The sequence below is a fragment of the Mesorhizobium sp. M2A.F.Ca.ET.046.03.2.1 genome (assembly GCF_003952425.1).
Classification (GTDB): domain Bacteria; phylum Pseudomonadota; class Alphaproteobacteria; order Rhizobiales; family Rhizobiaceae; genus Mesorhizobium.
On record NZ_CP034449.1, the window covers coordinates 2,917,480 to 2,942,974 of the forward strand.

Below are 25,495 nucleotides of genomic sequence, written 5' to 3' on the forward strand. Positions count from 1 at the left end.
TGATCAGGTGAGCCGGACGATCTTGAAGCCCTCGACCTCCTTGACGACCGGATGGTCCTTCCAGCGCTCGACATCATGCAGCACGACGAGCTTCGACAGGTCGCCGCCAAGCTCGTCATTCATCTTGTCGATGGTCTTCAGCTGCTCCCAGACGCTGCCCACCGCATTGTTGAGCGGGACATAGACCCCGTCGTGATTGTGCCCGGTGAACTGGCGGCGCGAATAGACGCAATCACCGGAGATGACCCGGCGACCGGCGTGGGTGTCGACGAGCACGAATTGCTGGCCGATCGTGTGGCCGCTGCCGAGCCGCGCATGGATGCCGGGGAAGATGTTGTCCTTGTCGCCGTCGATGAGCGTCACGCGATGCTCGATCGAGGCTTCGAGGGCGGTGCGCAAATTGTCGGGATCGATGATGGCGGTCAGATGCGCGAAGCGTTTCGGCAGCGCGATCGCCTCGTACCAGGAAAGCAGTTCGCTCTTCTGGATGTGGATATGCGCGCGCGGGAATTCGGCGATCGAACCCATATGGTCGAAATGCGCATGGGTGACCACGATGTCGCTGATCTGATCGGGCGGGATGTCGAGCGCCGCCAGCATCCGCACCGGCGAGATCCATGTCGGGATGCCGAACTTCTGCGAGAAGCTGTGGTCGTCCTGCATGAAGCCGGTATCGATCAGCACGTTGCGTTCGCCGTTGCGCGCGAGCACGAAGGAGAAGGGCAGGTCGACCACGCCGTCATTGTACATGCCGCTGATGAGATCGACCCAGGGCTGTTCCTTGGAGCGCGCATATTCCAGCACAAAGACTTGCCATGTCGCGGATTGCGGAACGGTCATCGGCATTCTCCTCCAATTCAGCTTTCGGCAAGCGAGCGGCCAAGGCTGGCGAGCCCGACCGCGACGATCAGGATGGCGCCCTGGAACACGAATTGCGAGAAGGTCGGCGCGCCGAAGATGTTGAGCCCGTTGAAGCCGAGCACGATGATGAGCGCGCCGATGAAGGTGCCCAATATGTGGAACTCGCCGTCGCGCAGCGTGGCCGACCCGAGGAAGACGGCGGCGAAGGCGGTCAGCAGATAGGAATCGGCGGCATTGGTCGTGCCGCTGCCAAGCCTGGCGGCCAGCAAGGTTCCGGTAAGCGCCGCGCACATGCCCGAAAGCACGAAGCCGAGGATCTTGATGCGGTCGACATTGATGCCGGCGAGCCGGGCCGCGGCGGGGTTGCCGCCGACCGCCTGGATCTCCTGGCCGATCGCGGTGCGCTCGACCAGCAACCACAGGCCGCCGAACACCAGCGCCATGAAGATGATCGGGTTGGGGATGCCGAACAGCCAGCGCCCCAGCGCCAGTTGCAGGAAGGCTTCCGGCACGCCGGAGACGATCGGCACGCCGGCCGAATAGGCAAAGGAGAGGCCGACCAGCACGGTGCCGACGCCGAGCGTGGCGATCACCGAATTGACCTTGAGCTTGGTGACGATCAGGCCGTTGACGACGCCGATGAGGGCGCCCAGCGCGAGCACGATCAAAACCGCCAACGGGATCGGCATATGGTTTGCCACGATCAGCCCGGTCACGAGCACGCCGTGCAGGCTGGCGGCATAACCGACGGAGAGATCGAGCTCGCCGACGATCACAGCCATGGTCAGCCCGCCGGCGATGATCATGGCGAGGGATGCCTGGCTCAGCACGTTGATGAAATTATTGTAGGTCGGAAAGGCGTGCGGCGACAGGAACGAGAAGACGAGGACCATCGCGAGCAGGCCGATGATGGTGCCATAGCGCGCGAAGACCCCCAACGCTGCCCTGGTGCTGGGCGAAAGCCGTCGCGTGTAGCTGGCGTCACTCATGCGGGAACCCTTTCCTCGGTTGCGGCATAGCTTGCCTCGATGATGGCGTTGCGCGTGAGGTCGCGGCCGGTGAGCTCGCGCACGATCCGACCTTCCGCCATCACCAGGACCCGGTCGCACAGATCGGGGAGCTCGTCCGGTTCGGACGAGATGACGAGCACGGCCATGCCGAGTCCGGCGAGCTCGCGGATGAGACGGTGGATTTCCCCGCGCGCGCCGATATCGACGCCGCGCGTCGGCTCGTCGAGGATGAGCACCTTCGGCTTCGAGCGCAGCCAGCGGCCGATGACCACCTTCTGCTGGTTGCCGCCGGAGAGCCGCCCGACCGGCTGTTCCGGCGAACTGGCCTTGATCGACAGGTCGCGGATCGTCGCCTGCGCCAGCCGCGCCCGCTTGCGCAGGCTGATGAAGGGAAGGACCGGGCTGGCGAGGAGAGGCGTGAGATTGCCGAGGCTTAGGTTGAAGGCGATGGATTTGCCGAGGAGCAGCCCCTCCGTGCGGCGCTCTTCCGGGACAAGGCCCATCCCGGCGCGCACCGCGCCGGCCGGCGTGCGCGGGACGAACGGCCTTCCCTCTATCGTCATGGTGCCGGCATGGGGCCCGTCGGCGCCGTAGAGCAGTCGCGCGAGCTCGCTGCGCCCGGCGCCGACAAGGCCGGCGAGCCCGAGCACCTCGCCGCGGCGGAGGTCGAAGCTTGCTTCCTCCACGCGCGGCAGGCGGCGCAGGCCCCGCACCGACAGCACGATCTCGCCGCCCGTCGCCTCGCGCGACTTGGGCAGCTGTTCGACCGCCCCGCCGACGATCTCCTGGACCAGCCGGCGCCGGGTCAGTCCGGAGCCGTCGAGGACCGCAACAGACCGGCCATCGCGGAAAACGGTGACGCGGCTGCACAGATCGAGGATTTCGTCCAGCCGGTGCGAGACGTAGAGCACCGCCACGCCCGCCGCCGAAAGCCCCCGGATGATGGAGAAGAGCTTGCGGCACTCGCCTGCCGAGAGCGAAGCGGTCGGCTCGTCCATGACGATGAGGCGCGCCTTCCACACCAGCGCCCGGGCGATGCTGATCAGCCAGTTCTCGGCCGTCGACAGGCTCTTGGCCGCGGCATCGAGCGGCGCGGTTATGCCGACGCGCTCGATGATCGGCGCGACGTCCCGCTGGATCGCGCTCCAGTCGACCAGGCCGAGCCGCGTCGTTTTCTTGGGCAGGCCGAGCATGATGTTCTCTAGCACCGTCATGTCAGGCACGAAGGCGAGCTCCTGATGTATGAAGCTCATGCCGAGCCCGCTCGCCGCGTGCGGCGACACGATCGCCACCGGCCTGCCCTCGATGGCGATCTCGCCCGTGTCCGGCTGGGTCACGCCGGCCAGGATGCGGATCAATGTCGACTTGCCGGCGCCGTTGGCGCCGACCAGCCCATGCACTTCGCCGGGCAGCACGGAGAGCGACGCGCCGCGCAGCGCCTGCGCTCCTCCGTAGGATTTGCTGATCGCATTCGCCGCCACGAACGGCACTGCCGGCGGCGCCGCCATCGCTGTCGGGACTGGGTTCATGGGTGAAGCGTTGAGGTTCCTATTTCATGGCGTCCGGATGCTTGGCGATGAAGTCGTCGATAGTGTCCTTGGTGACGAGCACCGCGGGCACCTCCACCGCCTTCGGCGTCCAGTCCGCGCCGGCCTTGCGGATCTCCGGCAGCAGTTTGATCATATTGTAGCCTTCTGTATAGCTGTCCTGCCAGGCGGTCGCGGTCATGAAGCCGTTCTTGATGTTCTCCAGCGCCTGCGCGTTGCCGTTGACGCCGTAGACCTTGACGTCGTCGCGGCCCTGCGCCCTGAGCGAGCCGATGGCGCCGATCGCCGGATCGTCCCAGCAGCCCCAGATGGCGAGATTCTCCTGGCCTGCCGGATGCGAGGCCAGCCAGGCGTTGGCATATTGCGCGCCATCCTCGAAATAGCCGGGGATGCGCACCTCGTTCTTGGTGACCTTGATGTCGGGATTGGCCGCAAGCGCCTTGTCGAGCTCGACCTCGCGGTTTCGGCAGACCTCACCTGTGTGATAGGTCAGCGCCAGGATGGAGCCCTTGCCGCCCATCGTCTTCAGCATCAGCTCATTGACCGGCACCACCATCGGCCCGCCCGAGCCATTGGTGGCGGCGACCGAGCTTCCCAGCCCGCCGCCCCAGGTCACGACCGGGATATTGGCCGACTTGGCTGCCTGCAGCCCGGCCCCGATCGAGGAATAGGGAAACACCATGTCGACGATGGCCGCCGAGCCGCGCTGCGCGAAATTCTGGATCGCGGCATTGGCCTGGTCGGCGCTACCCGCCGCATCGATGACCGAAACGTCCCAGCCGATCTCCTTGGCGGCGGCCTTGGCGCCGACGATATAGCGGGCGTTGTTCGCTTCCGTCGCCGAGATCGAGACGATGCCGACCAGCGGCGTGTCCGCCCGAGCGGGAAACGCTGCGGCCGCGGCCGCCAACGCAGCCCCAATGACTATCCACTTCATGATCTCCTCCTTTTGACGTTGCGGCGCCTACCTCGCCGAACCGTTTCGCTAGATTATGCGGATAACAACGGCAATCAAGGCAAATTTTCGGGGATTTAGCCTAGACAAAGGCCATTTTGGCGACCAAAACTCAACTAATCGATTAGCTGGGTTCGCTATGGCCACCATCAAGGACGTCGCTCGCAAGGCAGAGGTATCGACGGCAACGGTGTCGGCGGTGATTAACGATTCCGCCTATGTGAGCCCGGAATTGCGGGCCCGCGTCCTGGCCGCCGTCCGTGACCTCAGCTATGCGCCCTCGCTCGCTGCGCGGAACCTGAAGCGCGGGCGCAGCCAGTTGATCGCCCTGGTCGTGGCCGATCTCGCCAACCCCTTCTTCTCGCGTGTCGTATGGGCGGCGGAAGCGGCGGTCGCCGCCTGGGGCTACTCGCTGCTGATCTTCAACAGCGACGAGAAGCCGGAGGTCGAGCGTCGCATCCTCGCCCGCGTGCGAACACTCTCCTGCGACGGGGTGATCCTGGTCCCGGTCGGCGACTCGACGGAGCATCTGCAGAACGATCCCGACGGCAAACCGATCCCAACCGTGCTGTTCGGCCGTACCGTCGCCGATGACAGGTCGGACACGGTGACGATCGACAACATATCGGCCGGCAGGCAGGCGACGGAATATCTGCTCGATCTCGGCCATACCCGCCTCGGCACGGTCACCGGCCCGCTGCATGTCACCACCGGGCGTGGCCGCCTCGACGGGATGCTGGCGGCCATGCGGTCGCGAGGCCTGACGCTTGAATCGCGCTATATACGCTCGGGTGAGTTCCGCGAGGATGCCGCCTATTCGGTGGCGCGCAGCCTGTTGGAACAGCCGGCGCGGCCAACGGCGCTCTATGTCGCGAGCGGTCTGATGGCGCTCGGCGTGATGCGGGCAGTGGCGGATCTCGGGCTGCGCTGTCCGGGCGACATCTCCATCGCTTCCACCGATACCATCCCTGGCATCGGAGGCTTGCGTCCGCGCTTGACGCGCACCGAGCATCCGCTTGTCGACATGACCAACGAGGCGGTCCGGCTTCTCGTCGATCAGATCAGGCGTGGCGGTCCTGCCGAACCGCGCAACGTCGTCTTCCAGCCTTCACTGGTGGTCGGCGACAGCTGCGCGCCGGTCGTGGCGCAAACCGTGGCGTCGCCGCCCAGCTCCGACCCAATGACCCCCGCGCCTTGATCCGATCGAGGCTTGCGTTTTCGGGCGGCGCCCATCCCTCGTCTCGACAGCGGAAAGTCCGCAAGGGCCTCAGCCCGCCTGCGGGGCCGTTCGGGCCTGCACGGGCAGCCGGCGTTCGAACTCCCACAAAAGGACCGGGCAGGCTAGAAGAGCCGCCGAGCCGAGGCCGAGCGCCGCGCCGGCGCTGCCCGTCCAAAGCGAAAGCTTGCCGCCGAACCAAGGCGCGATCAGCATCGTGGCGTAGTAGACCGTGTAGAAGAGCCCCATTCCCAGCGCCCGTGTCGCCGGCGCCAGCACCCGCGCCGGCAGGCTCATGATCGCTCCGGCCGGCAGCCCGCAGACCAGGCCGAGCACAACCATGGTGGGCAGCACCGCTGAACAGCGCCATAGCAAGAGGACCAAGGCCGCGAAAGCGAGACAGCTTGTCGCCAGCATGGCGTTGCGGCTCCTGCTCTGGTCCGCGAGGTAGCCTCCGAGCGGAACCGAAAGAGCCGCGAGCCACAGCACGATGCTGACGGCCGAACCGGCGGCGGCGGTCGACCAGCCGCGCTCGACCAGCATCGACGGCGCGAAACTGAAGATCATGGCGAAGCCGACATTGTAGAAGGCCCAGATCAAACCCGCCAGCAGCACGGCCCAGACAGCAGGCTTCGCGAGCCGCGAGCCTTCCGCTGAAGCCGGAGCGGCGGCGGGTCCGGGTGGCTGGTACAGGAATCCCACCAGCGCAAGCGCCGCGACGATGAGCGCCATCACGGCAATCTGCGTCCCCGCTATGCCGAATTCCGCCCGTATCAGCGGCAGCCCGGCGAGCGTGAGGGCGATGCCCAGCGGCCAAGAGTTGATGAAGATCGCCATCGCCGTGGCGATCCGCCGGCCCGTGAACCAGTCGACGACCATCTTGGTCATCAGCACGTTCAGCAGCACGCCTCCGACCCCGGAGATCAACCGTGCCGCGATCTGCACGCTCCATGAGGTTGAGGTGAAAAGCAGCATCTCGCCGGCCAGCATCATCGCCAGGCCGGCGAGCACGCTTGCCTTGTCGCCGAAGCGCCTGCCGATCGCGCCGCCGGGAAGCGCCAGCGCAACGCCCGGGGCGAAGTACAGACCGATGAGCACGCCGATGTCGGCGAGGTTTGCGTCGAGCGCCTTGCCCAGTTCCGGCGCAATGGCCGCGATGCTCTGGAATTGCACCGCTATCGCGGCGCGGGCGACGAACAGAACGGCAAGGATGGTCCAGCGGCTGGGCACGGCACTGCTCCTGCTGAGACACTTGGCGGCTCGACTACGGTAGAAAGCAATGAATGTCTGGCGCGATCGATATCACGGATAATGCACTATTCGGCCCGCTCGGGAAGCCATCTGTCGCCCTGCATGAAAGCCTCATCACCAGTGCCAAGACGGCGCTCCGTCATCGACCTCACAACTCATCGTTGACATATATTCATAACAGATATATGTGTCTTGCATATTAGTGGAGCGCTCGATGAACGAGACCGATTTCCTCAAGGACTACGACCCAAGCGCCTTCCAGCGGCCGTCGGTGGCGGTCGACCTTGTGCTGCTCGGTATCCGCGCCGGCCGGCCGGCCGTGCTGCTGGTCAAGCGCGACCAGCTTCCGCATGCGGGGCGCTGGGCGCTGCCGGGCGGCTTTGTCGGCATCGACGAATCCCTCGACGCGGCCGTCGCGCGCGTGCTGCGCGAAAAGGCCGGCATGGGCGAGGCGCATCTCGAGCAGCTCTACACATTCGGCGCGGTGGAGCGCGATCCGCGCATGCGCATCATCAGCGTCGCCTATCTGGCGCTGCTCACCGAGCAGGCCTTCGATGCGGCGCTCGGCGCGAAGCCGACGCTGCTGCCAGCTACGATCCAGGTGCCCTGGGCCGGCGAGGCTGGTGGGCCGGTCGATGTGCTCGCGCCGGAAGGCGAAAAACTGACGCTCGCTTTCGATCATGCCGATATCCTGGCGATGGCGATGCTCAGGCTGCGCGGCAAGCTCGACTATTCCGATGTCGCCTTCGCGCTGCTGCCCGAATTCTTCACGTTGCGGCAGCTGCAGGACGTGCATGAGGCGATCCTGGGCACGTCGCTCAACAAGCCGGCCTTCCGCCGGCGCCAACTCGACAAGGGCTGGCTGGCGGCAACCGGCGCCTATGAATCGGGCGCTGCTTTCCGCCCGGCCGAGCTCTATCGTTTCCAACGTCTCATGGCTGATTGAGGGAGAGACCATCATGGCCACCATTCGCAGTTTCGGCTTCATTGCCCAGCTTCGCAGCGAGGCAAGCAGCCACGTCATCCGCTACCGCAACGGCCGAGAAATGCAGAGCGGCCGCGGCCTGGTCTTCTGGTTCGTGCCCGAGACCGCCAGCATCGCCGAGCTGCCGATGGACGACCGCGAGATGACGCTCTTCGTCAAGGGCCGCAGCCAGGATTTCCAGACCGTCGCCGTGCAGGGCACGATCGGCTGGCATGTGGTCGATCCGGCGCGGCTCGCCGAACGCGTCGATTTCAGCATCGATCTCAGGACCGGCAAGCTGCGCGGCGAACCGATCGAGAAGATCCAGGCCCGCATCGCCGGCATCGCCAACCAGGCGGTGCAGCAATATCTCGGCCAGGCGCCGGTGCGCGCGCTGCTCGACGGCGGCCCGGCGCCCTTGCGCGAGCGGCTGCAGGCGCTGGTCGCCGCCGATCCCGCGCTGACCGACATCGGTGTCGCCGCCGTCGCGGTCAGGCTCACCAATTTGACACCGACAAGCGAGCTCGAGCGGGCGCTGCAGACGCCGACCTTCGAGGCGCTGCAGCAGAAGGCCGACGAGGCGACCTTCCAGCGCCGGGCGCTTGCCGTGGAGAAGGAGCGCGCCATCGCCGAGAACGAGCTGGCGAACAAGACCGAGCTGGCGCGGCGCGAGAAGCTGCTCATCGCCGAAGAGGCCGAGAACGCCCGCAACCGCGCCACCGGCGCGGCCGAGGCGCAGCAGATCGAAGCTGGCGCCGAGGCCGAGCGGATCCGCGCCATCGAGGGCGCCAAGGCGGAAGCCGAATGGCAGCATATCGCCATCTACCGCGACCTGCCGCCCGCGATCCTGCTCGGCCTTGCCGCCCAGCAGCTCGCCGGCAAGCTGGACAAGATCGAGCATGTCAACGTCACGCCCGACCTGCTCGCCACCGTGCTCGGCGAATTCCGCAAGGCCCCGGCGGTGATCGAAGGCCGGTGAGGAGCGAGCCATGGCCGCGAACCGTCCCCGCGCGGTCTTCGTGACGCGCGAGACCGACTACGAGCTGTTGATCGCGCATCACGCGACGCGCGGCCAGGCGCGCTTCTTCCTCGAGACGCGCGGCCAGCGGCTGGAAGACGTCGAGGCCCGGCACGATCGCTTCCACGCGGTGCTCGGCACGGCGCGCGCCTCGGTGCCGGCCGACTGGCGCCAGACCCTGGTGAGCCGCGCCGACCTCAACCGCTTCCTGTTCGCCCGACGACGTCATTGTCGCCGTCGGGCAGGACGGGCTGGTCGCCAACGTCGCCAAATATCTCAACGGCCAGCCGGTCCTCGGCGTCAATCCGGCGCCGGATCTCTATGACGGCGTCCTGGTGCGCATCGGCGTCGGCAGGCTGACAAAACTGCTTGCCGCCAGCAACGCCGGCGATCTCCAGATGGAATCGCGCACCATGGTCCAGGCCGAGCTCGAAGCGGGTGAGACGCTGCTTGCGCTCAACGAGATATTCGTCGGCCATCGCAGCCATCAGTCGGCCCGCTATCGAGGCGGAAGGCGAGGCGGAGGACCATTCCTCCAGCGGCCTCATCGTCGCCTCCGGCACCGGCGCGACCGGCTGGGCGCGCTCGATCATGGAAGCGACGCATCTGGAGCTGTCGCTCGGCCGCGAGGAACATGCGGTCGGCTTCTGGGTTCGCGAGCCCTTCCCGAGCATCGCCACCGCCACGAAATTGCGGGCGGGAAAGATCACCGAGAAACCGCTCTTCATCATCTCGCGCATGAACGAGGGCGGCGTGATCTTCGCCGACGGCATCGAGCAGGATTTCATCGCCTTCGACTGGGGCCGGCAGGTGCGGCTGTCGCCAGCGTCAAGGGTGTTGCGGCTGGTGATCGACCGGTAGGACCGAGTTGGCCGCAAAACCTGCAATAGTCAGCCCTGGACGGCGCCGGTCTTTCCAGCCTTCCCGTTCGCGCCGTCGAGCAGGGCGATCAATCCCTTGAGGATGTCGATCGGCGGCGGCGGACATCCGGGAATGTGCAGGTCGACCGGCACCACGTCCGACACGCCGCCGACAACGGCGTAGCCGCCGGCGAAGCAGCCGCCGTCCTTGGCGCAGTCGCCTAATGCAACCACCCATTTCGGGTTGGGCGTCGCCTCAAAGGTCCGCTTCAGCGCCTCGCGCATGTTCTTGGTGACCGGCCCGGTGACCATCAGCACGTCGGCATGGCGCGGCGAGGCGACGAAGCGGAAGCCGAAGCGCTCGATGTCGTAGAAGGCATTGTTGAGCGCGTGCATTTCGAGCTCGCAGCCATTGCAGGAGCCGGCATCGACCGCGCGGATCGCCAGGCTCCGGCCGAGTTTCCGGCGCGCCATGCCGTCAAGCGCGCGCGCCAGCTCGTCGACGGCAGCATTGCTGACTTGCGGCGCGCGTTCCGTCAGGGGCGGGCGGATCAGGCTTTCGAAGAGCAGTTTTCGCATGGTTCTACAGGTCGTGGCCGGAATAGGAGCAGTTGAACGATTTGTTGCAGAGCGGGAAATCGGCGACGATGTTGCCTTCGATCGCCGCCTCCAAGAGCGGCCACTGGAACCATGACGGGTCGCGCAGGTGGCAGCGCTCGATCAGGCCGTCCTCGCCAATGCGCAGCCAGACCAGGATGTCGCCGCGAAAACCCTCGACCAGCGCCATGCCCTCGCGCGGCTCTTCCGGTGCAGCGATATCGACGCTGATCGGGCCGGCGGGCAGCCGCCCGAGAATCTGCTCGACCAGCGACAGGCTCTGCTCGACCTCCCGCACGCGGATCCAGACGCGCGCGTTGACGTCGCCTTCCTGCAGCACCGGCACATCGAAGGCGAGCTCGTCATAAGGCGCGTAACCCGGGCTGCGGCGCGCATCGAAATCGCGGCCCGAGGCGCGGCCGACATAGCCGCCGGCGGCATATTGCCGGGCAAGCTCGCCCTTGAGCCGGCCGGTCGCCACCGTCCGGTCCTGCAGCGAGGCGGTGTTGTCGTAGAGCTCGACCAGATGCGGGAAGCGCCGCCTGATCTCGGCGATCAGCGATCGGATGGCGTCCGTCCCCGCCTCGTCCAGATCGCTTGCCGTGCCGCCGGGCAGGATGCGGTCGCGCATCAGGCGGTGGCCGAAGGCCGCATCGGCGGCGCGCAACACGCGTTCGCGCAACACGCCGCAATGCGCGTGCATGATCGCGAAGGCGGCGTCGTTGCAGATGGCGCCGATGTCGCCGAGGTGGTTGGCCAGGCGCTCCAATTCGGCCATCAGCGCCCGCAGCCAGATCGCGCGCCCCGGCGGCGTGATGCCGAGCGCCGCCTCCACCGCGCGGGCGAAGGCGAGCGAATAGGCGACAGTGCTGTCCCCTGAAGTCCGGCCCGCGAGTTTCGCGGCACGATCGATCGATGCGCCCTGCATCAACGCTTCGATGCCCTTGTGCACATAGCCCAGCCGCTCCTCCAGCCGCACCACGGTTTCGCCGCCTGCCGTGAAGCGGAAATGCCCCGGCTCGATGATGCCGGCATGCACCGGCCCGACAGGAATCTGATGGAGGCTCTCGCCCTCGGCCGCCAGGAACCGGTAGGACGACGCGGCCGCCGGCCCGCCGGGCCGCGCCGCCAGCGGGTGGCTGATGCCCCACTGTCCATGGTCGAGCCAGCGGCGGGTATCGGGCAGGCCTTGCGGCGCCAGCCCGAAAAGATCCGCTGCGGCGCGTTCCAGCCGGAGCGCCGGTGGATGGAGCTGGCCGACCGACGGGTAACGGCCGCCACGGCAATCCAGGCTGATCACGCCGATGGTCTGCGCCTCGTCGAGAAGCGCCATGTGCACCTTGTCAGGCTCCCCCCACAGGCCGAGCAGGCTCCAGCGTCCGGCGACGAGCTGCTCGACGGCGAGGTTCCAGGCCTTCGGAGCGACGACGCCGCGCCGCCAGGGCGCGTGATGTTCGACCTGGCGGTCGGCCTCGATGAGATCGGCGAGCGCGGGCATGTTTTTCCTCACCATGCGCCTACCCCAGGATGCCGGCGACATGCTGGAACCACGCCACCAGCGGCGCCGGCAGATAGATGCCGGCGGCAAACACCAAGGCGAGGTGCGAATACATCGGCACATAGGACGCCTCGACAGGCGCCATGCCGCCGCGCGGCTCGCCGAAGGCGACGCCGGTCAGCCGCAGCAGCAGCGCGCCGAAGGCGATGAGCAGCCCGAACACCAGCGGGACCGCCAGCCACGGATGCCTGGCGAAAGTCGAGCTGACGACTAGGAATTCGCTCATGAAGATGCCGAGCGGCGGCAGGCCGGCAATGGCCACGACGCCGATGACCAGCGCCCAGCCAAGTCCGGGATGGCTTTCGGTCAGCCCCCTGATCTCGGAGATCTTCTGCGTGCCCTTGACCTGCGCGATATGGCCGACGGCGAAGAAGATCGCCGATTTGGTCAGGCTGTGCATGACCATGTGCAGCAGGCCGGCGAAATTGGCGAGCGGGCCGCCCATGCCGAAGGCAAAGACGATGATGCCCATATGCTCGATCGAGGAATAGGCGAACAGGCGTTTGATGTCGCGGCGGCGGTAGAGCATGAAGGCCGCGAAGATCAGCGAGGTCAGTCCCATCGTGACCATCAGCGGCCCGGGCCCGATCGCCTGCGGGCTCGCCGCGAGCAACAGCTTGAAGCGCAGCACGGCATAGAGCGCGACATTGAGCAGCAGGCCCGACAGCACCGCCGAGATCGGCGTCGGGCCCTCGGCATGGGCGTCGGGCAGCCAGGCATGCAAGGGGGCAAGGCCGACCTTGGTGCCGTAACCGAGCAGCAGGAAGATGAAGGCGACGCTGAGCAGCGCTGGATCGAAACGCGCCGCCTTTTCGATCAGCACCGACCAGACCATGGCGTTGGTGCCTTCGCCGACGACCGGCTGCGCAGCCATGTAGACGAGGATCGTTCCGAACAGCGCGAGCGCGATGCCGACGCTGCCGAGGATGAAATATTTCCACGCCGCTTCCAGCGCCTCATGCGTGCGGTAGATGCCGACCATCAGCACGGTGGTCAGCGTGGCGAGCTCCACCGCGACCCACATCAGGCCGATATTGTTCGACACGAAGGCCAAGTTCATGCCGAACATCATGATCTGGTACATCGCGTGGTAGAAGCGCAGGTTCGGCGCGGTCAGCCGGCCGGTTTCCAGCTCATGCGCGATGTAGGACGCGCTGAACACGCTGGTGGTGAAGCCGACGAATGTGTTGAGCACGATGAAGACGATGTTGAGGTCGTCGACCAGGAGGTATTGTCCCGGCGCTGGCCGTTCCGTGACGAACAGCGACAGCGCCGCGAGCAAGGTGAGCAGGCTGGCGATGACATTGACGGTCGCCGTCATGCGGTAGTTCGGCATTGCCGCCAGGATGGCCGCGGCACCCGCCGGGATAAAAAGGATCGCGGCCACGGCGTCGAAGGAAAACCCGCTCACCGGCGTTCTCCCCGGTAGTCGTCGAGCGCGCCGATATCGACCGAATCGAACCGTTCCCGGATGCGGAACAGGAAGACGCCGATGACGATGAAGGCGATCAGGATTGAGAAGGCGACGCTGATCTCGACCACCAGCGGCATGCCCTTGGCGCCGGTGGCGGCCAGCACCAGGCCGTTCTCCAGCGACATGAAGCCGACGACCTGGCTGACGGCGTTGCGCCTTGTGACCATAACCAGCAGGCCGAGCAGGATGATCGACAGCGCGAAGGCGAGATCCTCGCGGGCGAGCGGATCGGCCTCGGGCGTCACCCGCAGCATCAGCACCATGGAGAGCGTCACTAGCCCGATGCCGGCGAGCATGGTCGGGCCGATGCCGACCGCGGTCTCGATGTCGCGGTGGATGCCGAGCCGCTGGATGATGCGATGCAGCCCGACGGGAATGACGATCGCCTTGAAGACCAACGCGATTGCCGCCGTGATGTAGAGATGATGCGCGTCCTGGATGTAAGCCTGCCAGGCTACCGAAAGCGCCAGCACTACGGCATGCAGCGCAAAGACATTGATCAGCGCGAACAGCCGGTCCTGGTAGAGCATCATGAAGGAGATCAGCACCAGGCTGCCGGCGAGCAGATGGGCGATGTCGAAGGTGAGACCGTTCATCACAGGCTCCGCGAGACGAACAGCAACAGCGTGCCGAGCAGCGCCAGCATCAGCGCCGCGCCCAGGAAGTCCGGCACGCGGAAGACGCGCATCTTGGCGACCGCCGTCTCGAACACGGCAAGCAGGATGGCGAGCACCGTGAGCTTGCAGAGATAGGCGGCCGCGCCGATGGCCAGCGATTTCGGCCCGGTCCCGCCGCTGTCCAGCCCCCAGGGCAGGAAGACGCAGGCGATCAGCGACATATAGAGCAGCAGCTTGAGGAAGGTGGCGAGCTCGATCATCGCCAGATGGCGGCCGGAATATTCCAGGATCATCGCCTCATGCACCATGGTGAGCTCCAGATGCGTGGCCGGATTGTCGACCGGTATGCGCGCATTCTCGGCGATCGCCACCATCACGAGCGCGATCAGCGACATGCCGAGCGACACCCGCAGCCCGACTTGCGGAGAGCCCATGAAGGCGGCGACCGTCGAGAGCTGCGTGGCGCCGGCCAGCAGCGCCAGGCTGAAGACGGTGAGCAGCATCGCCGGTTCGGCCAGCGACGCGATCATCACCTCGCGGCTGGCGCCGAGGCCGCCGAAGCTGGTGCCGACATCCATCCCGGCCAGCGCCTGGAAGAAGCGCGCGCTGCCGAGCAGCGCCACGATGACGATGAGGTCGGCGGTCCAGCTGAATTCGAGGCCGGTGGCGAATGTCGGGACGAGCGCGGCCGCGACCCAGGTGGCCGCGAAGATCAGATAGGGCGTCACCCGGAACAGCCAGGACGCATTGTCCGCCAGCACGACCTCCTTGCGCATCAGCCTGACGAGATCGCGATAGGGCTGGATCAGCGAAGACCCCTGCCGCCTGACCAGCCTTGCCTTCACCTTGCGCACGAAGCCGATCAGCAGCGGCGCCAGCAAAAGCACGACCAGCATCTGCGCGCCCTGCACGGCCAGCTGCGAGATCATGGCCATAGCGCGAGCACCAGAAGCAGGATGACGAGGTAGAGGAAGACCAGCGTCAAATAGCGGCGGATGGTCAGGAACTGCAGGTGGTTCAGCCGCTCTGTGGCGAAATCGATCGCGCCGGTGATCGGCTGGTAGAAGATCTCCCAGGCCACATCGTGCATCTCCACCTTGAGTCGCGCCGGCTCCAGCGCGCCCGGCGCCGGCATGTCCACCGTCTCGCGCGAGCGGAACGCGAAGCCGTCGAAGACGCGGCGAATGGGCTGCGCGAAGCTGACGGCCGTGTATTGCGCGGCCGGCACCGCATCCGGGAAGCCGCATCCCCACGCAATGCCCCGGCGCAGCGCATGCGAGGCGAAGCGGTGGATGAAGAACGCCGCGAGCGACGCCGAGATGGTGATGAAGACAAAGACCAGCAGGCCGTTATAGGAGCTGCGGCTCTCGGCGATCGGCACGATCGACAGCCAGGGCTGCGCCATCTGAACCGGCATGCGCTCGCCGACGAGCGGAAGCGTCACCGTCGACAGGCTGTCGATGACGAAGCCTGGCAGGATGCCGGCGAGCAGGCAGAAGGCGGCAAGCACGGCCATCGCCGCCAGCGACCACCGATCGACTTCGTGCGCGCGTTCCACCGCCGCCGACCGCCCCCGGCCAAGGAAGGTGATGCCGAATGCCTTGACGAAGCAGGCCGCGGCAAGTGCGGCCGACAGCGCCAGCATGCCGCCGACCGCGGGCACGATGACCTTCAGCCCCCATTGCGGCAGCTCGGGGCTGCGCAATATGGCCTGGAAGACCAGCCATTCGGAGGCAAAGCCGTTGAAGGGCGGCAGCGCCGAGATCGAGACGCAGCCGATGAGGAAGACAAAGCTGGTCACCGGCAGGCGATGGATGAGGCCGCCCAGCTTCTCCATGTCGCGTTCGCCGGTTGCTGTCAGCACGGCGCCGGCGCCGAAGAACAGCAGACTCTTGAAGAAGGAATGGTTCAGCACGTGGAAGAGCGCCGCGGTGAAGGCCAGCGCGGCCGCCGACGGCATGCCGTTTGCCTTGAAGGCCAGCGCAAGGCCGAGGCTGGCGAAGATGACGCCGATATTCTCGATGGTGGAGTAGGCGAGCAGCCGCTTCAGGTCCTTTTCCATCAGCGCGTGCAGGATGCCCAGCACCGCCGTCACGCCGCCGATGAGAAGCACCGCGACGCCGGACCACCATGCCGGCTCGCCAAGCAGGTCGAACACCACGCGGACGAAGCCATAGATGGCGACCTTCGTCATGATGCCGCTCATCAGCGCCGAGACGTGGCTGGGTGCCGCCGGATGGGCAAGCGGCAGCCAGGCATGCAGCGGCACGAGGCCGGCCTTGGAGCCGGCGCCAAGCAGCATGAGAACCAGCACCGCGCCGGCGACGAACGGGCCGGGATGCGCCGTCCGCATCGCGTCGAACGCATAGGTTCCCGCCGGCCCGGCCAACAGGCCGAAGGCAAGCAGCAGCGCCATCGTGCCGAAGCTTGCCATCACCAGGTAGATGTAGCCGGCCCGCCGGTTGGCCTCGTCGCGGTGATGCGCCATGACCAGCGCCCAGGAGGCGAGCGACATGAATTCCCAGGACAACAGGAAGCTGAAGGCGTCGTTTGCCAGCACCACGAGGTTCATGCCGGCAAGGAAGGCGGGATAGAATGGCAGCACCCGATGCGGCTGGGATTCATGCCGGCCGTAGCCGAGGCCGTAGAGACTGGTGATCGTGCCGCCCAAATTGACGACGACGAGAAAGAACGCCGACAGGCCGTCGAGGCGGAACCGGGCGCCGGTCCAGGGCAGGCCGAGCGGCAAGGTGGCGGAGGCCTCGCCGGGGTTGCCGGCAAGATGGCCGGCAGCAGTCGCGAGCAGCACGGCTGAAATGACAAGTGTCGCGCCATAGACCAGGCGCGTCGCGGCGGCGAGCCGGCTGGCGGCCGCGGCCATTATGGCCGTTGCCAAAAACGCGGCAGGACCGCACAGCAGAAGGGCGACGGTCGAATTCACGGCTGGCTCCCGCCCGATTCGACCTGGCCGCCATCGGGTTCGGGCGCCTTGGCGGGATCGAAACCGCTCTTCAGCCGCACCCCGCGCCCGCCGCCTGGGCTCGCCGCGCCTTCCCCGATCAGTTCGATGCCGGAGATCTCGAGCGCCGCGATCAGCTTCATCAGCGAATCGACATTGCCCCGGATGATCGAGCCGCTGGCTTCCATGCGCTGGATCGTCGGCACCGATAGGCCGGACAATTCGGCAAGCCGGCGCTGATCGATGCCGAGCAGCGATCTTGCGGCGCGCAATTGCGGTGCGGTTATCACCGAGGACTCACTCGTTCAGGTTTGAGATATTAGGTCTCGGTGCTATAGCCTACATTAAAATGTTCTATCGTCAAGGATTGATGTTTAGAACATCTATGTTGATGGCGTGACAGTGTGGGCCGAAGGCGCGGCAGCCCCTGGCCAGATACGGCACCCATCTATGCAGCCGGCGTCAGAGTGCCGGGATACGGAAGGGCTTCTCAGCGCTCCACGGCTGCGTAAGCCAGCGCCAGGATGCATGGGGAGGTGGCAAAACGGACGGCCAGGCGACGGCCCGGCGAAGTGACCGCCTCGCCCTTTTCGAAATCGATGGCGATGTCCTCGAAACCCAACACGCGACCGTCGAGCGGGAACGACGCCTTGTAGGCCGCTTCCTTGACCGCGAACAGGATACGGCCGCCCAGCTTCGGATCGAGATCACCCAGGCGATCCTTCGGGGCGGCAACCATGGCCCTGAGGTCGTCGGGCAATGGCAAGGCGGGTTCGATGTCGACGCCGACGCTTCGCAGCGCGCCGGATCGCGCGACGACTGCTACGGCCATCGTGTCGTCATGCGCGATCGAGCCGACAATGCCGGCCGGCCAGATCGGGCTTCCCGATCGGCCGCGCAATATCGCGGGGTTCACGCATCCCAGACGCCGCAGCAATTCATGCGCGATGTGGCGGCCTGCCCCGGTGGCGGCGCGCGCGCCGGGTTCGCGCGTCGCCATGGAAGCGCTTTCCGCGGGCAGGATATATTGTTCGTCGCCGGCGAGGATATGACGGCAACCGGCGCTCAGGCCGGGCGGCGCGAGGCCGGCCAATGCCTGCTCGACGGTGTGTCGGATGCTTGCCGACATGCCTTGCGGCCGGGTTTTCAACGCTCTATCCGCCCCAGTTCGAGCGTGGCGATCATCTCGTCGTCTTCGTCCAGTCCTTGCTCGACGAAACCGAAGCCGGCGTAAAGCCGGCGCGCCGCCTCGTTCTCCGGTTCATAGCAGATCGCAACGCGGCGGATGTGGCCGAGCTTCGCGATCTCTTCCAGCGCCTTGCCGACAGCGGCGCGGCCGAGGCCCCTGCCTTGCTCGCGGCGGTCGATCATGAAGCGATAGATGATCGCTTCGTCATCGTCCTCGGGCGCGCTGTACATGAGGAATCCGACCACGCGCCCGGCGAAGACGACGGCGCGAGCGATCGCCTCGTCATCCTGCTTGGCCTCCGCCAGCGATTCGGCGTTGGAGGCGACGTACTCCTGCTGCTCCGGCAACAGTTCGAGCGCCAGTATCGCCGCCCGGTTGCCCTTGCCGACAGGCTCCAGGGTAACCAGCCGGTCGCTGATGCCGGCGCGGCGCGTCACGGGGCATGCCCGACTTCCATCGCGCGGGCGTCGATCGGCGTCACCACGCCATAGAGCTTCGCCGGGTTGCCGCGCCAGACCGTGTTCGGCTCCAGCACCTCGCCCTTCATGACGAAGCAGTCGACGTCGGCCACCGATCCCTCGCCCATCGTCACCGCGTAATGAACGAAAGCGGACGGCGCCAGCGTGCAGCCATTGCCGATGCGGATGTAGTCGGACTTGAACGCGCCTTCCTCCAGCGAGTGCGGCTGGATCACGCAGCCTTCGTTGAGCGTCACGTCGTCGCCGATCTCCACCAGCGACCGCTCGGTGATGATGCAGCCGCCGTCATAGAGGCGCAGCCCCACCTTCACGCCCAGCATGCGCAGGATCGGCGGCCGGAACGGGGTGCCGGTGAACAGGCCCATGATCGGTGAATCGGACAGCTTCCAGTGACGTTCGTGCCGCCAGAAAACCGGGTCGTAGATCGTCGCCATCCTGGGCTTCAGGCGGCGGAAGCCGAGGCTGGCGCGCTCGAGGAAGATATAGAACGGGATGCCGATCGCCGTGGTCAGCATCACCGCCACGAACAGTGCCGTCTGCCCCCACTCGGTATAGTAGTTCAGCGCGCGGTCCCAGATTGCGAGCGTCAGGAACAGGATCAGCCACTGCGCGGCCACGAACATCAGCGCAGTGACCAGATTGTGCAGGTTCTTCAGCGGCAGGCGGCGACTGCGCTCCTTGTCGGAGATCAATCCGAGAAGCTCCTTGTCGCGATTGACCATGCGCGGAATTTCGAAGGGTGGCGAGCCCAGGAGCCCGACATTCTCGCGCACGGGGCCGTCCACCGGCACGTGGACCTTGGTCCCGAGCAGGCAATTGTCGCCGACGCGGGAATCCGGTGAATAGATGATGTTGTTACCGAAGAAGTTGCGTTCGCCGACCCGCGTGTGCTCGAGCCGGAAGGAGTTGGCCGACTTCTGCATGTTCACCATGAACAGACCGTCCGACACCATGGTGTGCGAGCCGATCTCGCTCAACTGCGGGTTTTCATGCCGCTGGTTGGTGCCGAAATTCGATCCGGTCTGATCCACCTTGTTCAGCTTCCAGCCGATGGCGCGCAGATAATAGACGACGGCGGAACTGTCGCCGAACAGCACGTTCAGGAGCCGCACATTGCTGACCAGCTCCAGCATCGTTTGCAGCCAGTAGTGGAAGCCGTAGAGCGAATAGTTCCGGCCGGGCTTGAGCACGAGGTTGAACAGCCGCGGCACGATGGCCGCCAGCAGCACCCCGCCGATGATGAAGCCCGCCACCGTGACCGTGGTGCCGATCGCCACGACGCCGATGGTCTCATCATAGTCGTCGCCGACATTTTCCCAGTAGCTGTGGAACAGAAGCGGGAACGGTGTGACGATGGCAAAAAGGATGAAGAGCTGGATCGCCTCGTAGATGACGCGGCGCACCCGCGACAACGGGACGTTGGGCACATTGCAGTAGTCCGCCTCGGTCGGGATCGCAGGCGAGCCGTGCCAGTGCTCTCCGGCCGGAATGGTCTGTCTGCGATGCAGCGACGAAGCGTGGCCGAGCTGGGTGCCGTCGCCCATGCGCGTGTCGATGTCGAGCGTCGATCCGACGCCGACAAAGGCGTTGTTGCCGATATCGACCGGCCCGGTATGAATATAGCCCGCCTGCGCGCGGAATCCGAGGATCGTCGAGTCCTTGCGCAGGATCGAGTTGTTGCCGATGGCGATCAGATCGGTGCAGACCGGAACGGCCCTGCACTCGACGACGGTGCGATTGCCGAGCCGCGCGCCGAGCAGGCGCAGATAGAGGCTATAGAGCGGACTGCCGCGGAACAGCACGACCGGAGCGCTGCGGACCAGAGTCTTGACGATCCAGAATCGATAGTAACGCCAGCCCCAGATCGGAAAGGTCTCGGCCTTCCAACGGCCGACCAGCAGCCATTTGGCTGCGACGGCGAAACCGCTCAATCCAAAGAACACGCTGGCGGACAGAAGAACGCAACGCAGATAGAGAGACACCGGGTCGTCCAGGGCGTCATAGACCCAGTTGAGACCGTCATTGATCGTCCACAACGCCACATAGCTGTAGACCGCGTAGAACAGCAGCTGGCCGAACCCCGTTGCCCAGATGGCAAGATTGGAGGCCCTGTGCGTCAGCATCGGCTCGCGCGCGGCAACCGCGGCCGTCTGGGGTTCCCGCAGATGTTCGGCAAGCTTCGCCACCGTGGGGTGCAGGTAGATGTCGCGCATCGACGTCGTCGACCAGGCCTTGCGCGAGCGGATGCGCGCGCAGAACCGCGCCATCAACAGCGAGTTCGCGCCTAGGTCGTCGAAGAAGTGGTCTTCGATGGAGATGACCTCGAATTTCAGCACGTCCGCCAGCGTCTCCACGAGGAACTTCTCGTCCTCGTTGCGCGGGTCGATCATCGCATGGCCGGCGGCGACACGCGCGCTCGTCGGCTTTGGCAATTTCCTTAGGTCGACCTTGTTGGAAACGGTCATCGGGATCGTGGGCAACTGCTCGAGATAGGCCGGAACCATGTAATCGGGCAGCCGTCGCTTCAGCTCCTGCACGAGAGCGGTGCGGTCCCCACCGTCGCCGCCGCTTTTGGGGGCATAGTAGCCGACCAGCTCGGTGCGCTCGGGCTCGATCTCCCAGGTCGTGACCGCCGCCTGCGCGATGCCGGGCTGATCCAAAAGCACGGCCTCGATCTCGCCCAGCTCGATGCGATAGCCGCGGATCTTGACCTGCGTGTCGATGCGTCCGTGGTATTCGATCTCGCCCTTGTCGTTGATCCGGCCAAGATCTCCCGTCCGATAGATGCGGCCGCCTGGGTTGTTCGGCAGACCGATGAAATCATGGATGAATTTCTCATCGTTGAGTTCCGGCCGGTTGAGATAGCCGACCGCGACGCCCATGCCGCCGATGCAGATCTCGCCCAACGCGTCGCCGCTCAGAACCTGTGGCTTTTTCGGATCGAGGATGGCGATCGAATAGGTCGGCAGCGGCCTGCCGATCGTCACCGGTTCATCCGGCGTCAGCAAGGCCATGGTGGCTGTGACGGTCGCCTCCGTCGGGCCGTAGGTGTTCAGGATCTGGCGGCCGGGCTTCGCCCACCGCACCACGAGCTTGTGAGAGCAGGCCTCGCCGCCGACAAGGATCGCGCGCAGGCTTGGCGCATCGCTCTCGATCGACGACAGCAGCGTCGGGCTGCAGGCCATGCAGGTGATGGTGTGCTCGCGCAGGAAACTGGCCAGCTCCTCGCCCACCAACGGCTGCTGGCCGGGCGCCGGCACAACGGTCGCGCCCGCGGCGAACGGCACCCAGATCTCCTCCGAGGAGAAATCGAAGGCAATGGTCATGCCTTGATAGACGCGGTCGCCCGGCTGGTAGCCATAGGACGCCGCCGCGACGCGGATGAAGTTGCAAAAACTCTGATGGGTGATGACCACGCCCTTGGGCTTGCCCGTGGTGCCCGACGTATAGAGGATGTAGCAGGTCTGCGGCATCGAATGCTCCGGGCGAAATCAGGCGCTACCATCGCATGGCCGCAGCGGCCGGCTTGCGGGAAACCGACCGGCCTAAGGCGATTGCCTGATACTGTTCAACCGTCTTATGCGATCAGCACGCGTGGCTCGAAGCGGCCGTTGACCGGGATATCGAGCAGGAAGGTCATGCCGGCTTGCGGATCGAGAGCGCGCTGTTTTTCGTCCTTGCCGCTCCAGGCCGAGGTCACGGCGAGGCGATCGGCTTTCGCGCCGACAAAGGCGGGGCAGGAAGCCTGCGTCACCGGCATGGCGATCTCGCGCAGCAGCGTGCCGTCCGGCGCATAGGCCTTCACCGCCTTGCCGCCCCAGACGGCGTTCCACAGCACGCCGTCGCGGTCGACGACCGAACCGTCGATATAGCCTTTCGAGGAGCGATGATCGACGAACACCTTCACTTCGCCGGCCGGCAGGCCGGTCGCCGGATCGCAGGCGACGCGCATCAGCAGCCCGGTCGCTGTGTCGGTGTAGTAGGCAATCGTGCCGTCCAGGGAAAAACAGATCGAGTTCGAGACGGTGATGCCGGAAAACAGCCGGCGCAATTCGCCCTTGAAGAACCAGTAGATCGAGCCCGCGCCCTTCTCCTCGCCCTTGCCCATCGTGCCGGTCCACAGCGCGCCGCAGGGATGGACGCGGGAATCGTTGGATCGCGTCACCGGATTGTCGGCCTCGATCGGCGTGTGCAGCGTCAGCCTGCCGGTTTTCACGTCGCGGACCTGCAGGCCGATCTCGGTGGCGATGAGCTGGCGATCGGCGTCGATGACGGCGATGGCGCTGGCCATGACGCCGAGGTCATGCACCTTCAGCGCGCCGGCGAGCGGCTTTTCCAGAAGCTTGCCGTTGACGATGTCGAACCAGAACAGCGTGTCGGTCGCGGGATCGTAGCTCGGGCCTTCGCCGAGCTCGCAGATATGGTCGGAAAAAACCGAAACGCCGTCCATTGTCATCCTCCGAAAGCTTCATCCCAGGCGGCGACCGCGGCGCTGGCGCGCCGCGCCACGTCCTCAACCGTCGCGCCCGGCTTGTAGAGACTGGATCCAAGACCGAAGACGCTGACGCCGACCGCCTTGTAGCCGGCAAAATCCTTGTCGGAGACGCCGCCGACCGCGCCGATCAGCGTCGCTGCCGGCAGCACGGCGCGGATGGCGGCAATGCCGCTCGCTCCAAGCACGCTCGCCGGGAAGAATTTCAGCGCCGAGGCGCCGAGCCGGATCGCCTGGAAAGCTTCGGTGGGCGTGAACACGCCAGGCATCGTCACCATGCCATGATGCATGGCGCGGCCCATGACCTCGGCATCGATGTTGGGGCTGACCAGCAGGCGACCGCCAGCCTTGTGCAAGGCGTCGACGTCCGCAGCCGTCAGCACCGTGCCGGCGCCGATCAGCGCGGTTTGCGGCAGCGCCTTGACCAGATCGGCGATGGAGACGAACGGCTCCGGCGAATTGAGCGGCACTTCGATCGCCTCGATGCCGGCGTAATGGATCGCCTTGCCGATCGCCACCGCCTCGGACGGCTTCAAGCCGCGCAGGATGGCGACAAGGCCTCGCCTGAGCTTCGGGAAGGGTGCGGTCTGGCTCATCAAGCGCCTCCAATCATGCCGTTCTCGCGCGCGGCCTCGACGAGGCCGGCGCGCACCGCTTCATCGGCGTCGACGGTGCGGAAGGCAAGGCCGGCAAAGCCGAGCGCCGCGCCATAAAGCGTGGCCAGCGCGCCCGAGGCGACCAGCACCACCGGCGCTTCGCCGGCGCCATAGCGGCGCCTCGCCGAGGCGATCTCGCCGCCGATCAGCAGTCCGGACAGGCATGCCGCCGCGTCGGCGGGCTTCAAATCCTGCAGAAGCCCGGCGGCGCGGATAGCGAACAGCTTCGAGGTCACGTCGCCGCCCTCGCCCAGGGCCCGCTCGCACCATTGCCGGAAGAACGGGCTGTCGGCGGCGACCGGAGCGGGATGCTCGCCCAGCGAATGTTTCAGGATCGAGTGCGTAGCCAAGACGGAAAACAATTCGCCGGTCGGCCAGGTGCCGAAGCCTCCGACGGCGCAGTGCTCGACCGCGACCCATTTCGAATGGGTGCCGGGCATGCAGACGAGATGCCTTCCCTTTGCCGGCAAACCGGCGCCGGCAAGCTGGGTCTCTTCGCCGCGCATGACATCCGGCGCGTCGGCCAGCCGCTGCGCGAGGCCGGGCACGATGCGGATGTCGCGGCGCGAGCCCTCGATGCGCGCGGCGCCGCGCAGAATCGCGCCGATCGGCGCCGGCACGGTGAGATAGGGCGCCTCGATCCAGCCCTGCCGCGAGCCGGCCATGCCGCAGATGACGACCGGCAGCGCCTCCGACGCGCCCATGGCTGCCAGATGGCCTTCCAGCACCTTGGCAAAACCTTTTTCGCGAGCGGTGATCAGCCCGTCGTCGCCGCGCCGCTCGGCAAGCACGTTGCCGGTATTGTCGAGCAGCCAGGCCCGCAGCCTGGTCGTGCCCCAGTCGAGCGCGGCGACTGCCGGTGTCGCGCTCACAGGAAGCCTCCGTCGACGATCAGCATCTGGGCGGTCAGCATGCGCGAGGCGTCGGATGCCAGGAATAGCACCGTGCCGACCATGTCGTCGGGCTGCATCACGTCCTTGATGCATTGCTTGGCGACATGGGCGGCGAGGCCCTCGTCGGTGACCCAGAGCTCGCGCTGGCGCTCGGTGATGACCCAGCCTGGCGCCACCGCGTTGACGCGGATGCGGTCGGCGCCGAGCTTGCCGGCGAGGCCTTTCGTCAGGCCGAGTATGCCCGCCTTGGCCGCGGTGTAGGCCGGCATGTCGGGATGGTTGATCAGATAGGAGGTGGAGGTGAAGTTGATGATCGAGCCGCCGCCGGCGCGTTTCATGCCGGGCGCCACGGCCTGCGCAGTGAAGAAATGCGGCCGCAGGTTGATGGCGAGATTGTTGTCCCAGAACTCGACCGTGACGTTTTCCACGGCGTGGCGATCGTCGAGCGCGGCGTTGTTGACCAAAACGGTCACGTCGCCATGCGCTTCGGCCGCCTTGGCCGCGGCGGCGCGCAGCGCCGCGATGTCGCGCAGGTCGGCCTTGAGATAGAGCGGGCGGCGGCCGAGCTCCTTCTCCAGCCGGTCGGCGAGGGCCGTGCTTGGCCTCTCGGCGATGTCGATGAAGGCGACTTTCGCGTTCTGCCGCATGAAACCTTCGGTCAGCGCCGCGCCGATGCCGGAGCCGCCGCCGGTGATCAGCACCGAGGCGCCGTCGAGGTCGGCAAAGCGTGCCGATGGCATCATGATTTCTTCTCCCTTTGGCCGGCGCGCATCCTAGCCACGCCGGGCCGGGGGGCAAGGGCGAAAAGGCGGATTCGGCAGCTTATGTCCGACAAATGCGGCACTCCCCCTCACCCAGCCTCCGCTTCGCTCGGCTGACCTCTCCCCGAGGGGAGAGGA

The 25,495-nt window shown here is 66.2% G+C and carries 22 protein-coding genes and 1 pseudogene; 4 read left to right on the top strand and 19 right to left on the bottom strand.

Annotated features, from left to right (window positions below):
* Positions 1-3: 3 nt before the first annotated feature.
* From EJ072_RS13910 to EJ072_RS13925, 4 genes are read right to left on the bottom strand one after another with little or no spacing between them, the layout of a single operon-like run.
* Positions 4-840 carry an MBL fold metallo-hydrolase gene (locus EJ072_RS13910; protein WP_126080196.1) on the bottom strand — a complete coding sequence of 279 codons (837 nt, stop codon included), beginning with the start codon at positions 838-840 and terminating at the stop codon, positions 4-6.
* A 17-nt stretch (positions 841-857) separates the two neighbouring features.
* Entirely contained in the window at positions 858-1,850 is a 993-nt protein-coding gene (locus EJ072_RS13915) for an ABC transporter permease (RefSeq protein WP_126080197.1), read from the bottom strand.
* On the bottom strand, positions 1,847-3,400 hold the full coding sequence (locus tag EJ072_RS13920; RefSeq protein WP_126080198.1) for a sugar ABC transporter ATP-binding protein: 1,554 nt from the start codon (positions 3,398-3,400) through the stop codon (positions 1,847-1,849). The genes EJ072_RS13915 and EJ072_RS13920 overlap by 4 nt, the downstream gene beginning before the upstream one ends.
* A 19-nt stretch (positions 3,401-3,419) precedes the next feature.
* Complete coding sequence (locus EJ072_RS13925) at positions 3,420-4,355, bottom strand: sugar ABC transporter substrate-binding protein (RefSeq protein WP_126063375.1); 936 nt, start codon at positions 4,353-4,355, stop codon at positions 3,420-3,422.
* Between the two features lie 157 nt (positions 4,356-4,512).
* On the opposite strand from EJ072_RS13925, the gene EJ072_RS13930 reads away from it, so the two are divergent.
* A complete protein-coding gene (locus tag EJ072_RS13930; RefSeq protein WP_126080199.1) occupies positions 4,513-5,571 on the top strand; it encodes a LacI family DNA-binding transcriptional regulator in 1,059 nt (352 codons plus the stop codon).
* 69 nt (positions 5,572-5,640) lie between these two features.
* Here the strand turns inward: EJ072_RS13930 and EJ072_RS13935 are convergent, their stop codons facing one another.
* A complete protein-coding gene (locus tag EJ072_RS13935) occupies positions 5,641-6,819 on the bottom strand; it encodes an MFS transporter (protein WP_126080200.1) in 1,179 nt (392 codons plus the stop codon).
* Positions 6,820-7,054: 235 nt separating this feature from the next.
* Between EJ072_RS13935 and EJ072_RS13940 the strand changes: the two genes are divergently transcribed.
* The 3 genes and pseudogenes from EJ072_RS13940 to EJ072_RS13950 all read left to right on the top strand — a co-directional run bounded on the left by EJ072_RS13940 (position 7,055) and on the right by EJ072_RS13950 (position 9,683).
* Positions 7,055-7,786 (top strand): NUDIX domain-containing protein, encoded by a 732-nt coding sequence (locus EJ072_RS13940; RefSeq protein WP_126080201.1) that lies wholly within the window; start codon positions 7,055-7,057, stop codon positions 7,784-7,786.
* Between the two features lie 13 nt (positions 7,787-7,799).
* Positions 7,800-8,783, top strand: coding sequence for an SPFH domain-containing protein (locus EJ072_RS13945; protein ID WP_126080202.1), 984 nt, complete (start codon positions 7,800-7,802; stop codon positions 8,781-8,783).
* Between the two features lie 10 nt (positions 8,784-8,793).
* A pseudogene (locus EJ072_RS13950) lies at positions 8,794-9,683 on the top strand (hypothetical protein).
* Between the two features lie 29 nt (positions 9,684-9,712).
* On the opposite strand, the gene EJ072_RS13955 reads toward EJ072_RS13950, so the two are convergent.
* The 14 genes from EJ072_RS13955 to EJ072_RS14020 all read right to left on the bottom strand — a co-directional run bounded on the left by EJ072_RS13955 (position 9,713) and on the right by EJ072_RS14020 (position 25,339).
* Positions 9,713-10,261 (bottom strand): NADH-quinone oxidoreductase subunit B family protein, encoded by a 549-nt coding sequence (locus tag EJ072_RS13955; protein ID WP_126080203.1) that lies wholly within the window; start codon positions 10,259-10,261, stop codon positions 9,713-9,715.
* 4 nt (positions 10,262-10,265) lie between these two features.
* A complete protein-coding gene (locus tag EJ072_RS13960) occupies positions 10,266-11,777 on the bottom strand; it encodes an NADH-quinone oxidoreductase subunit C (RefSeq protein WP_126083624.1) in 1,512 nt (503 codons plus the stop codon).
* A 19-nt stretch (positions 11,778-11,796) separates the two neighbouring features.
* Entirely contained in the window at positions 11,797-13,248 is a 1,452-nt protein-coding gene (locus EJ072_RS13965; protein WP_126080204.1) for a hydrogenase 4 subunit F, read from the bottom strand.
* The gene (locus tag EJ072_RS13970; RefSeq protein WP_095819077.1) at positions 13,245-13,907 is read right to left on the bottom strand and encodes a hydrogenase-4 component E; all 663 of its coding nucleotides are present in this window, start codon (positions 13,905-13,907) and stop codon (positions 13,245-13,247) included. The genes EJ072_RS13965 and EJ072_RS13970 overlap by 4 nt, the downstream gene beginning before the upstream one ends.
* Complete coding sequence (locus tag EJ072_RS13975) at positions 13,907-14,863, bottom strand: NADH-quinone oxidoreductase subunit H (protein WP_126080205.1); 957 nt, start codon at positions 14,861-14,863, stop codon at positions 13,907-13,909. Before EJ072_RS13975 ends, EJ072_RS13970 begins: the two co-directional genes overlap by 1 nt.
* The gene (hyfB, locus tag EJ072_RS13980; protein ID WP_126080206.1) at positions 14,854-16,869 is read right to left on the bottom strand and encodes a hydrogenase 4 subunit B; all 2,016 of its coding nucleotides are present in this window, start codon (positions 16,867-16,869) and stop codon (positions 14,854-14,856) included. Before hyfB ends, EJ072_RS13975 begins: the two co-directional genes overlap by 10 nt.
* On the bottom strand, positions 16,866-17,177 hold the full coding sequence (locus tag EJ072_RS13985; protein ID WP_126080207.1) for a helix-turn-helix transcriptional regulator: 312 nt from the start codon (positions 17,175-17,177) through the stop codon (positions 16,866-16,868). The genes hyfB and EJ072_RS13985 overlap by 4 nt, the downstream gene beginning before the upstream one ends.
* A 200-nt stretch (positions 17,178-17,377) precedes the next feature.
* Positions 17,378-18,016, bottom strand: coding sequence for a 4'-phosphopantetheinyl transferase superfamily protein (locus EJ072_RS13990; RefSeq protein WP_126080208.1), 639 nt, complete (start codon positions 18,014-18,016; stop codon positions 17,378-17,380).
* A 17-nt stretch (positions 18,017-18,033) separates the two neighbouring features.
* Positions 18,034-18,513, bottom strand: coding sequence for a GNAT family N-acetyltransferase (locus EJ072_RS13995; protein ID WP_245467304.1), 480 nt, complete (start codon positions 18,511-18,513; stop codon positions 18,034-18,036).
* The gene (locus tag EJ072_RS14000; protein WP_126080209.1) at positions 18,510-22,028 is read right to left on the bottom strand and encodes a Pls/PosA family non-ribosomal peptide synthetase; all 3,519 of its coding nucleotides are present in this window, start codon (positions 22,026-22,028) and stop codon (positions 18,510-18,512) included. The genes EJ072_RS13995 and EJ072_RS14000 overlap by 4 nt, the downstream gene beginning before the upstream one ends.
* A 104-nt stretch (positions 22,029-22,132) precedes the next feature.
* The gene (locus EJ072_RS14005) at positions 22,133-23,011 is read right to left on the bottom strand and encodes an SMP-30/gluconolactonase/LRE family protein (RefSeq protein ID WP_126080210.1); all 879 of its coding nucleotides are present in this window, start codon (positions 23,009-23,011) and stop codon (positions 22,133-22,135) included.
* Positions 23,008-23,643, bottom strand: coding sequence for a 2-dehydro-3-deoxy-6-phosphogalactonate aldolase (locus EJ072_RS14010; RefSeq protein ID WP_126080211.1), 636 nt, complete (start codon positions 23,641-23,643; stop codon positions 23,008-23,010). Before EJ072_RS14010 ends, EJ072_RS14005 begins: the two co-directional genes overlap by 4 nt.
* A complete protein-coding gene (locus EJ072_RS14015; protein ID WP_245467305.1) occupies positions 23,643-24,575 on the bottom strand; it encodes a 2-dehydro-3-deoxygalactonokinase in 933 nt (310 codons plus the stop codon). Before EJ072_RS14015 ends, EJ072_RS14010 begins: the two co-directional genes overlap by 1 nt.
* The gene (locus EJ072_RS14020) at positions 24,572-25,339 is read right to left on the bottom strand and encodes an SDR family oxidoreductase (protein ID WP_126080213.1); all 768 of its coding nucleotides are present in this window, start codon (positions 25,337-25,339) and stop codon (positions 24,572-24,574) included. The genes EJ072_RS14015 and EJ072_RS14020 overlap by 4 nt, the downstream gene beginning before the upstream one ends.
* Positions 25,340-25,495 lie beyond the last annotated feature (156 nt).

Coding starts and splice junctions, on each gene's coding strand:
- EJ072_RS13925 (WP_126063375.1), bottom strand. CDS start 4,355: ATGAAGTGGATAGTCATTGGGGCTGCGTTGGCGGCCGCGGCCGCAGCG.
- EJ072_RS13960 (WP_126083624.1), bottom strand. CDS start 11,777: ATGCCCGCGCTCGCCGATCTCATCGAGGCCGACCGCCAGGTCGAACAT.
- EJ072_RS13930 (WP_126080199.1), top strand. CDS start 4,513: ATGGCCACCATCAAGGACGTCGCTCGCAAGGCAGAGGTATCGACGGCA.
- EJ072_RS13975 (WP_126080205.1), bottom strand. CDS start 14,863: ATGGCCATGATCTCGCAGCTGGCCGTGCAGGGCGCGCAGATGCTGGTC.
- EJ072_RS14000 (WP_126080209.1), bottom strand. CDS start 22,028: ATGCCGCAGACCTGCTACATCCTCTATACGTCGGGCACCACGGGCAAG.
- EJ072_RS13955 (WP_126080203.1), bottom strand. CDS start 10,261: ATGCGAAAACTGCTCTTCGAAAGCCTGATCCGCCCGCCCCTGACGGAA.
- EJ072_RS13940 (WP_126080201.1), top strand. CDS start 7,055: ATGAACGAGACCGATTTCCTCAAGGACTACGACCCAAGCGCCTTCCAG.
- EJ072_RS13970 (WP_095819077.1), bottom strand. CDS start 13,907: ATGAACGGTCTCACCTTCGACATCGCCCATCTGCTCGCCGGCAGCCTG.
- EJ072_RS13920 (WP_126080198.1), bottom strand. CDS start 3,400: ATGAACCCAGTCCCGACAGCGATGGCGGCGCCGCCGGCAGTGCCGTTC.
- EJ072_RS13945 (WP_126080202.1), top strand. CDS start 7,800: ATGGCCACCATTCGCAGTTTCGGCTTCATTGCCCAGCTTCGCAGCGAG.
- EJ072_RS14010 (WP_126080211.1), bottom strand. CDS start 23,643: ATGAGCCAGACCGCACCCTTCCCGAAGCTCAGGCGAGGCCTTGTCGCC.
- EJ072_RS14005 (WP_126080210.1), bottom strand. CDS start 23,011: ATGACAATGGACGGCGTTTCGGTTTTTTCCGACCATATCTGCGAGCTC.
- EJ072_RS13915 (WP_126080197.1), bottom strand. CDS start 1,850: ATGAGTGACGCCAGCTACACGCGACGGCTTTCGCCCAGCACCAGGGCA.
- EJ072_RS13910 (WP_126080196.1), bottom strand. CDS start 840: ATGACCGTTCCGCAATCCGCGACATGGCAAGTCTTTGTGCTGGAATAT.
- EJ072_RS14020 (WP_126080213.1), bottom strand. CDS start 25,339: ATGATGCCATCGGCACGCTTTGCCGACCTCGACGGCGCCTCGGTGCTG.
- EJ072_RS13990 (WP_126080208.1), bottom strand. CDS start 18,016: ATGTCGGCAAGCATCCGACACACCGTCGAGCAGGCATTGGCCGGCCTC.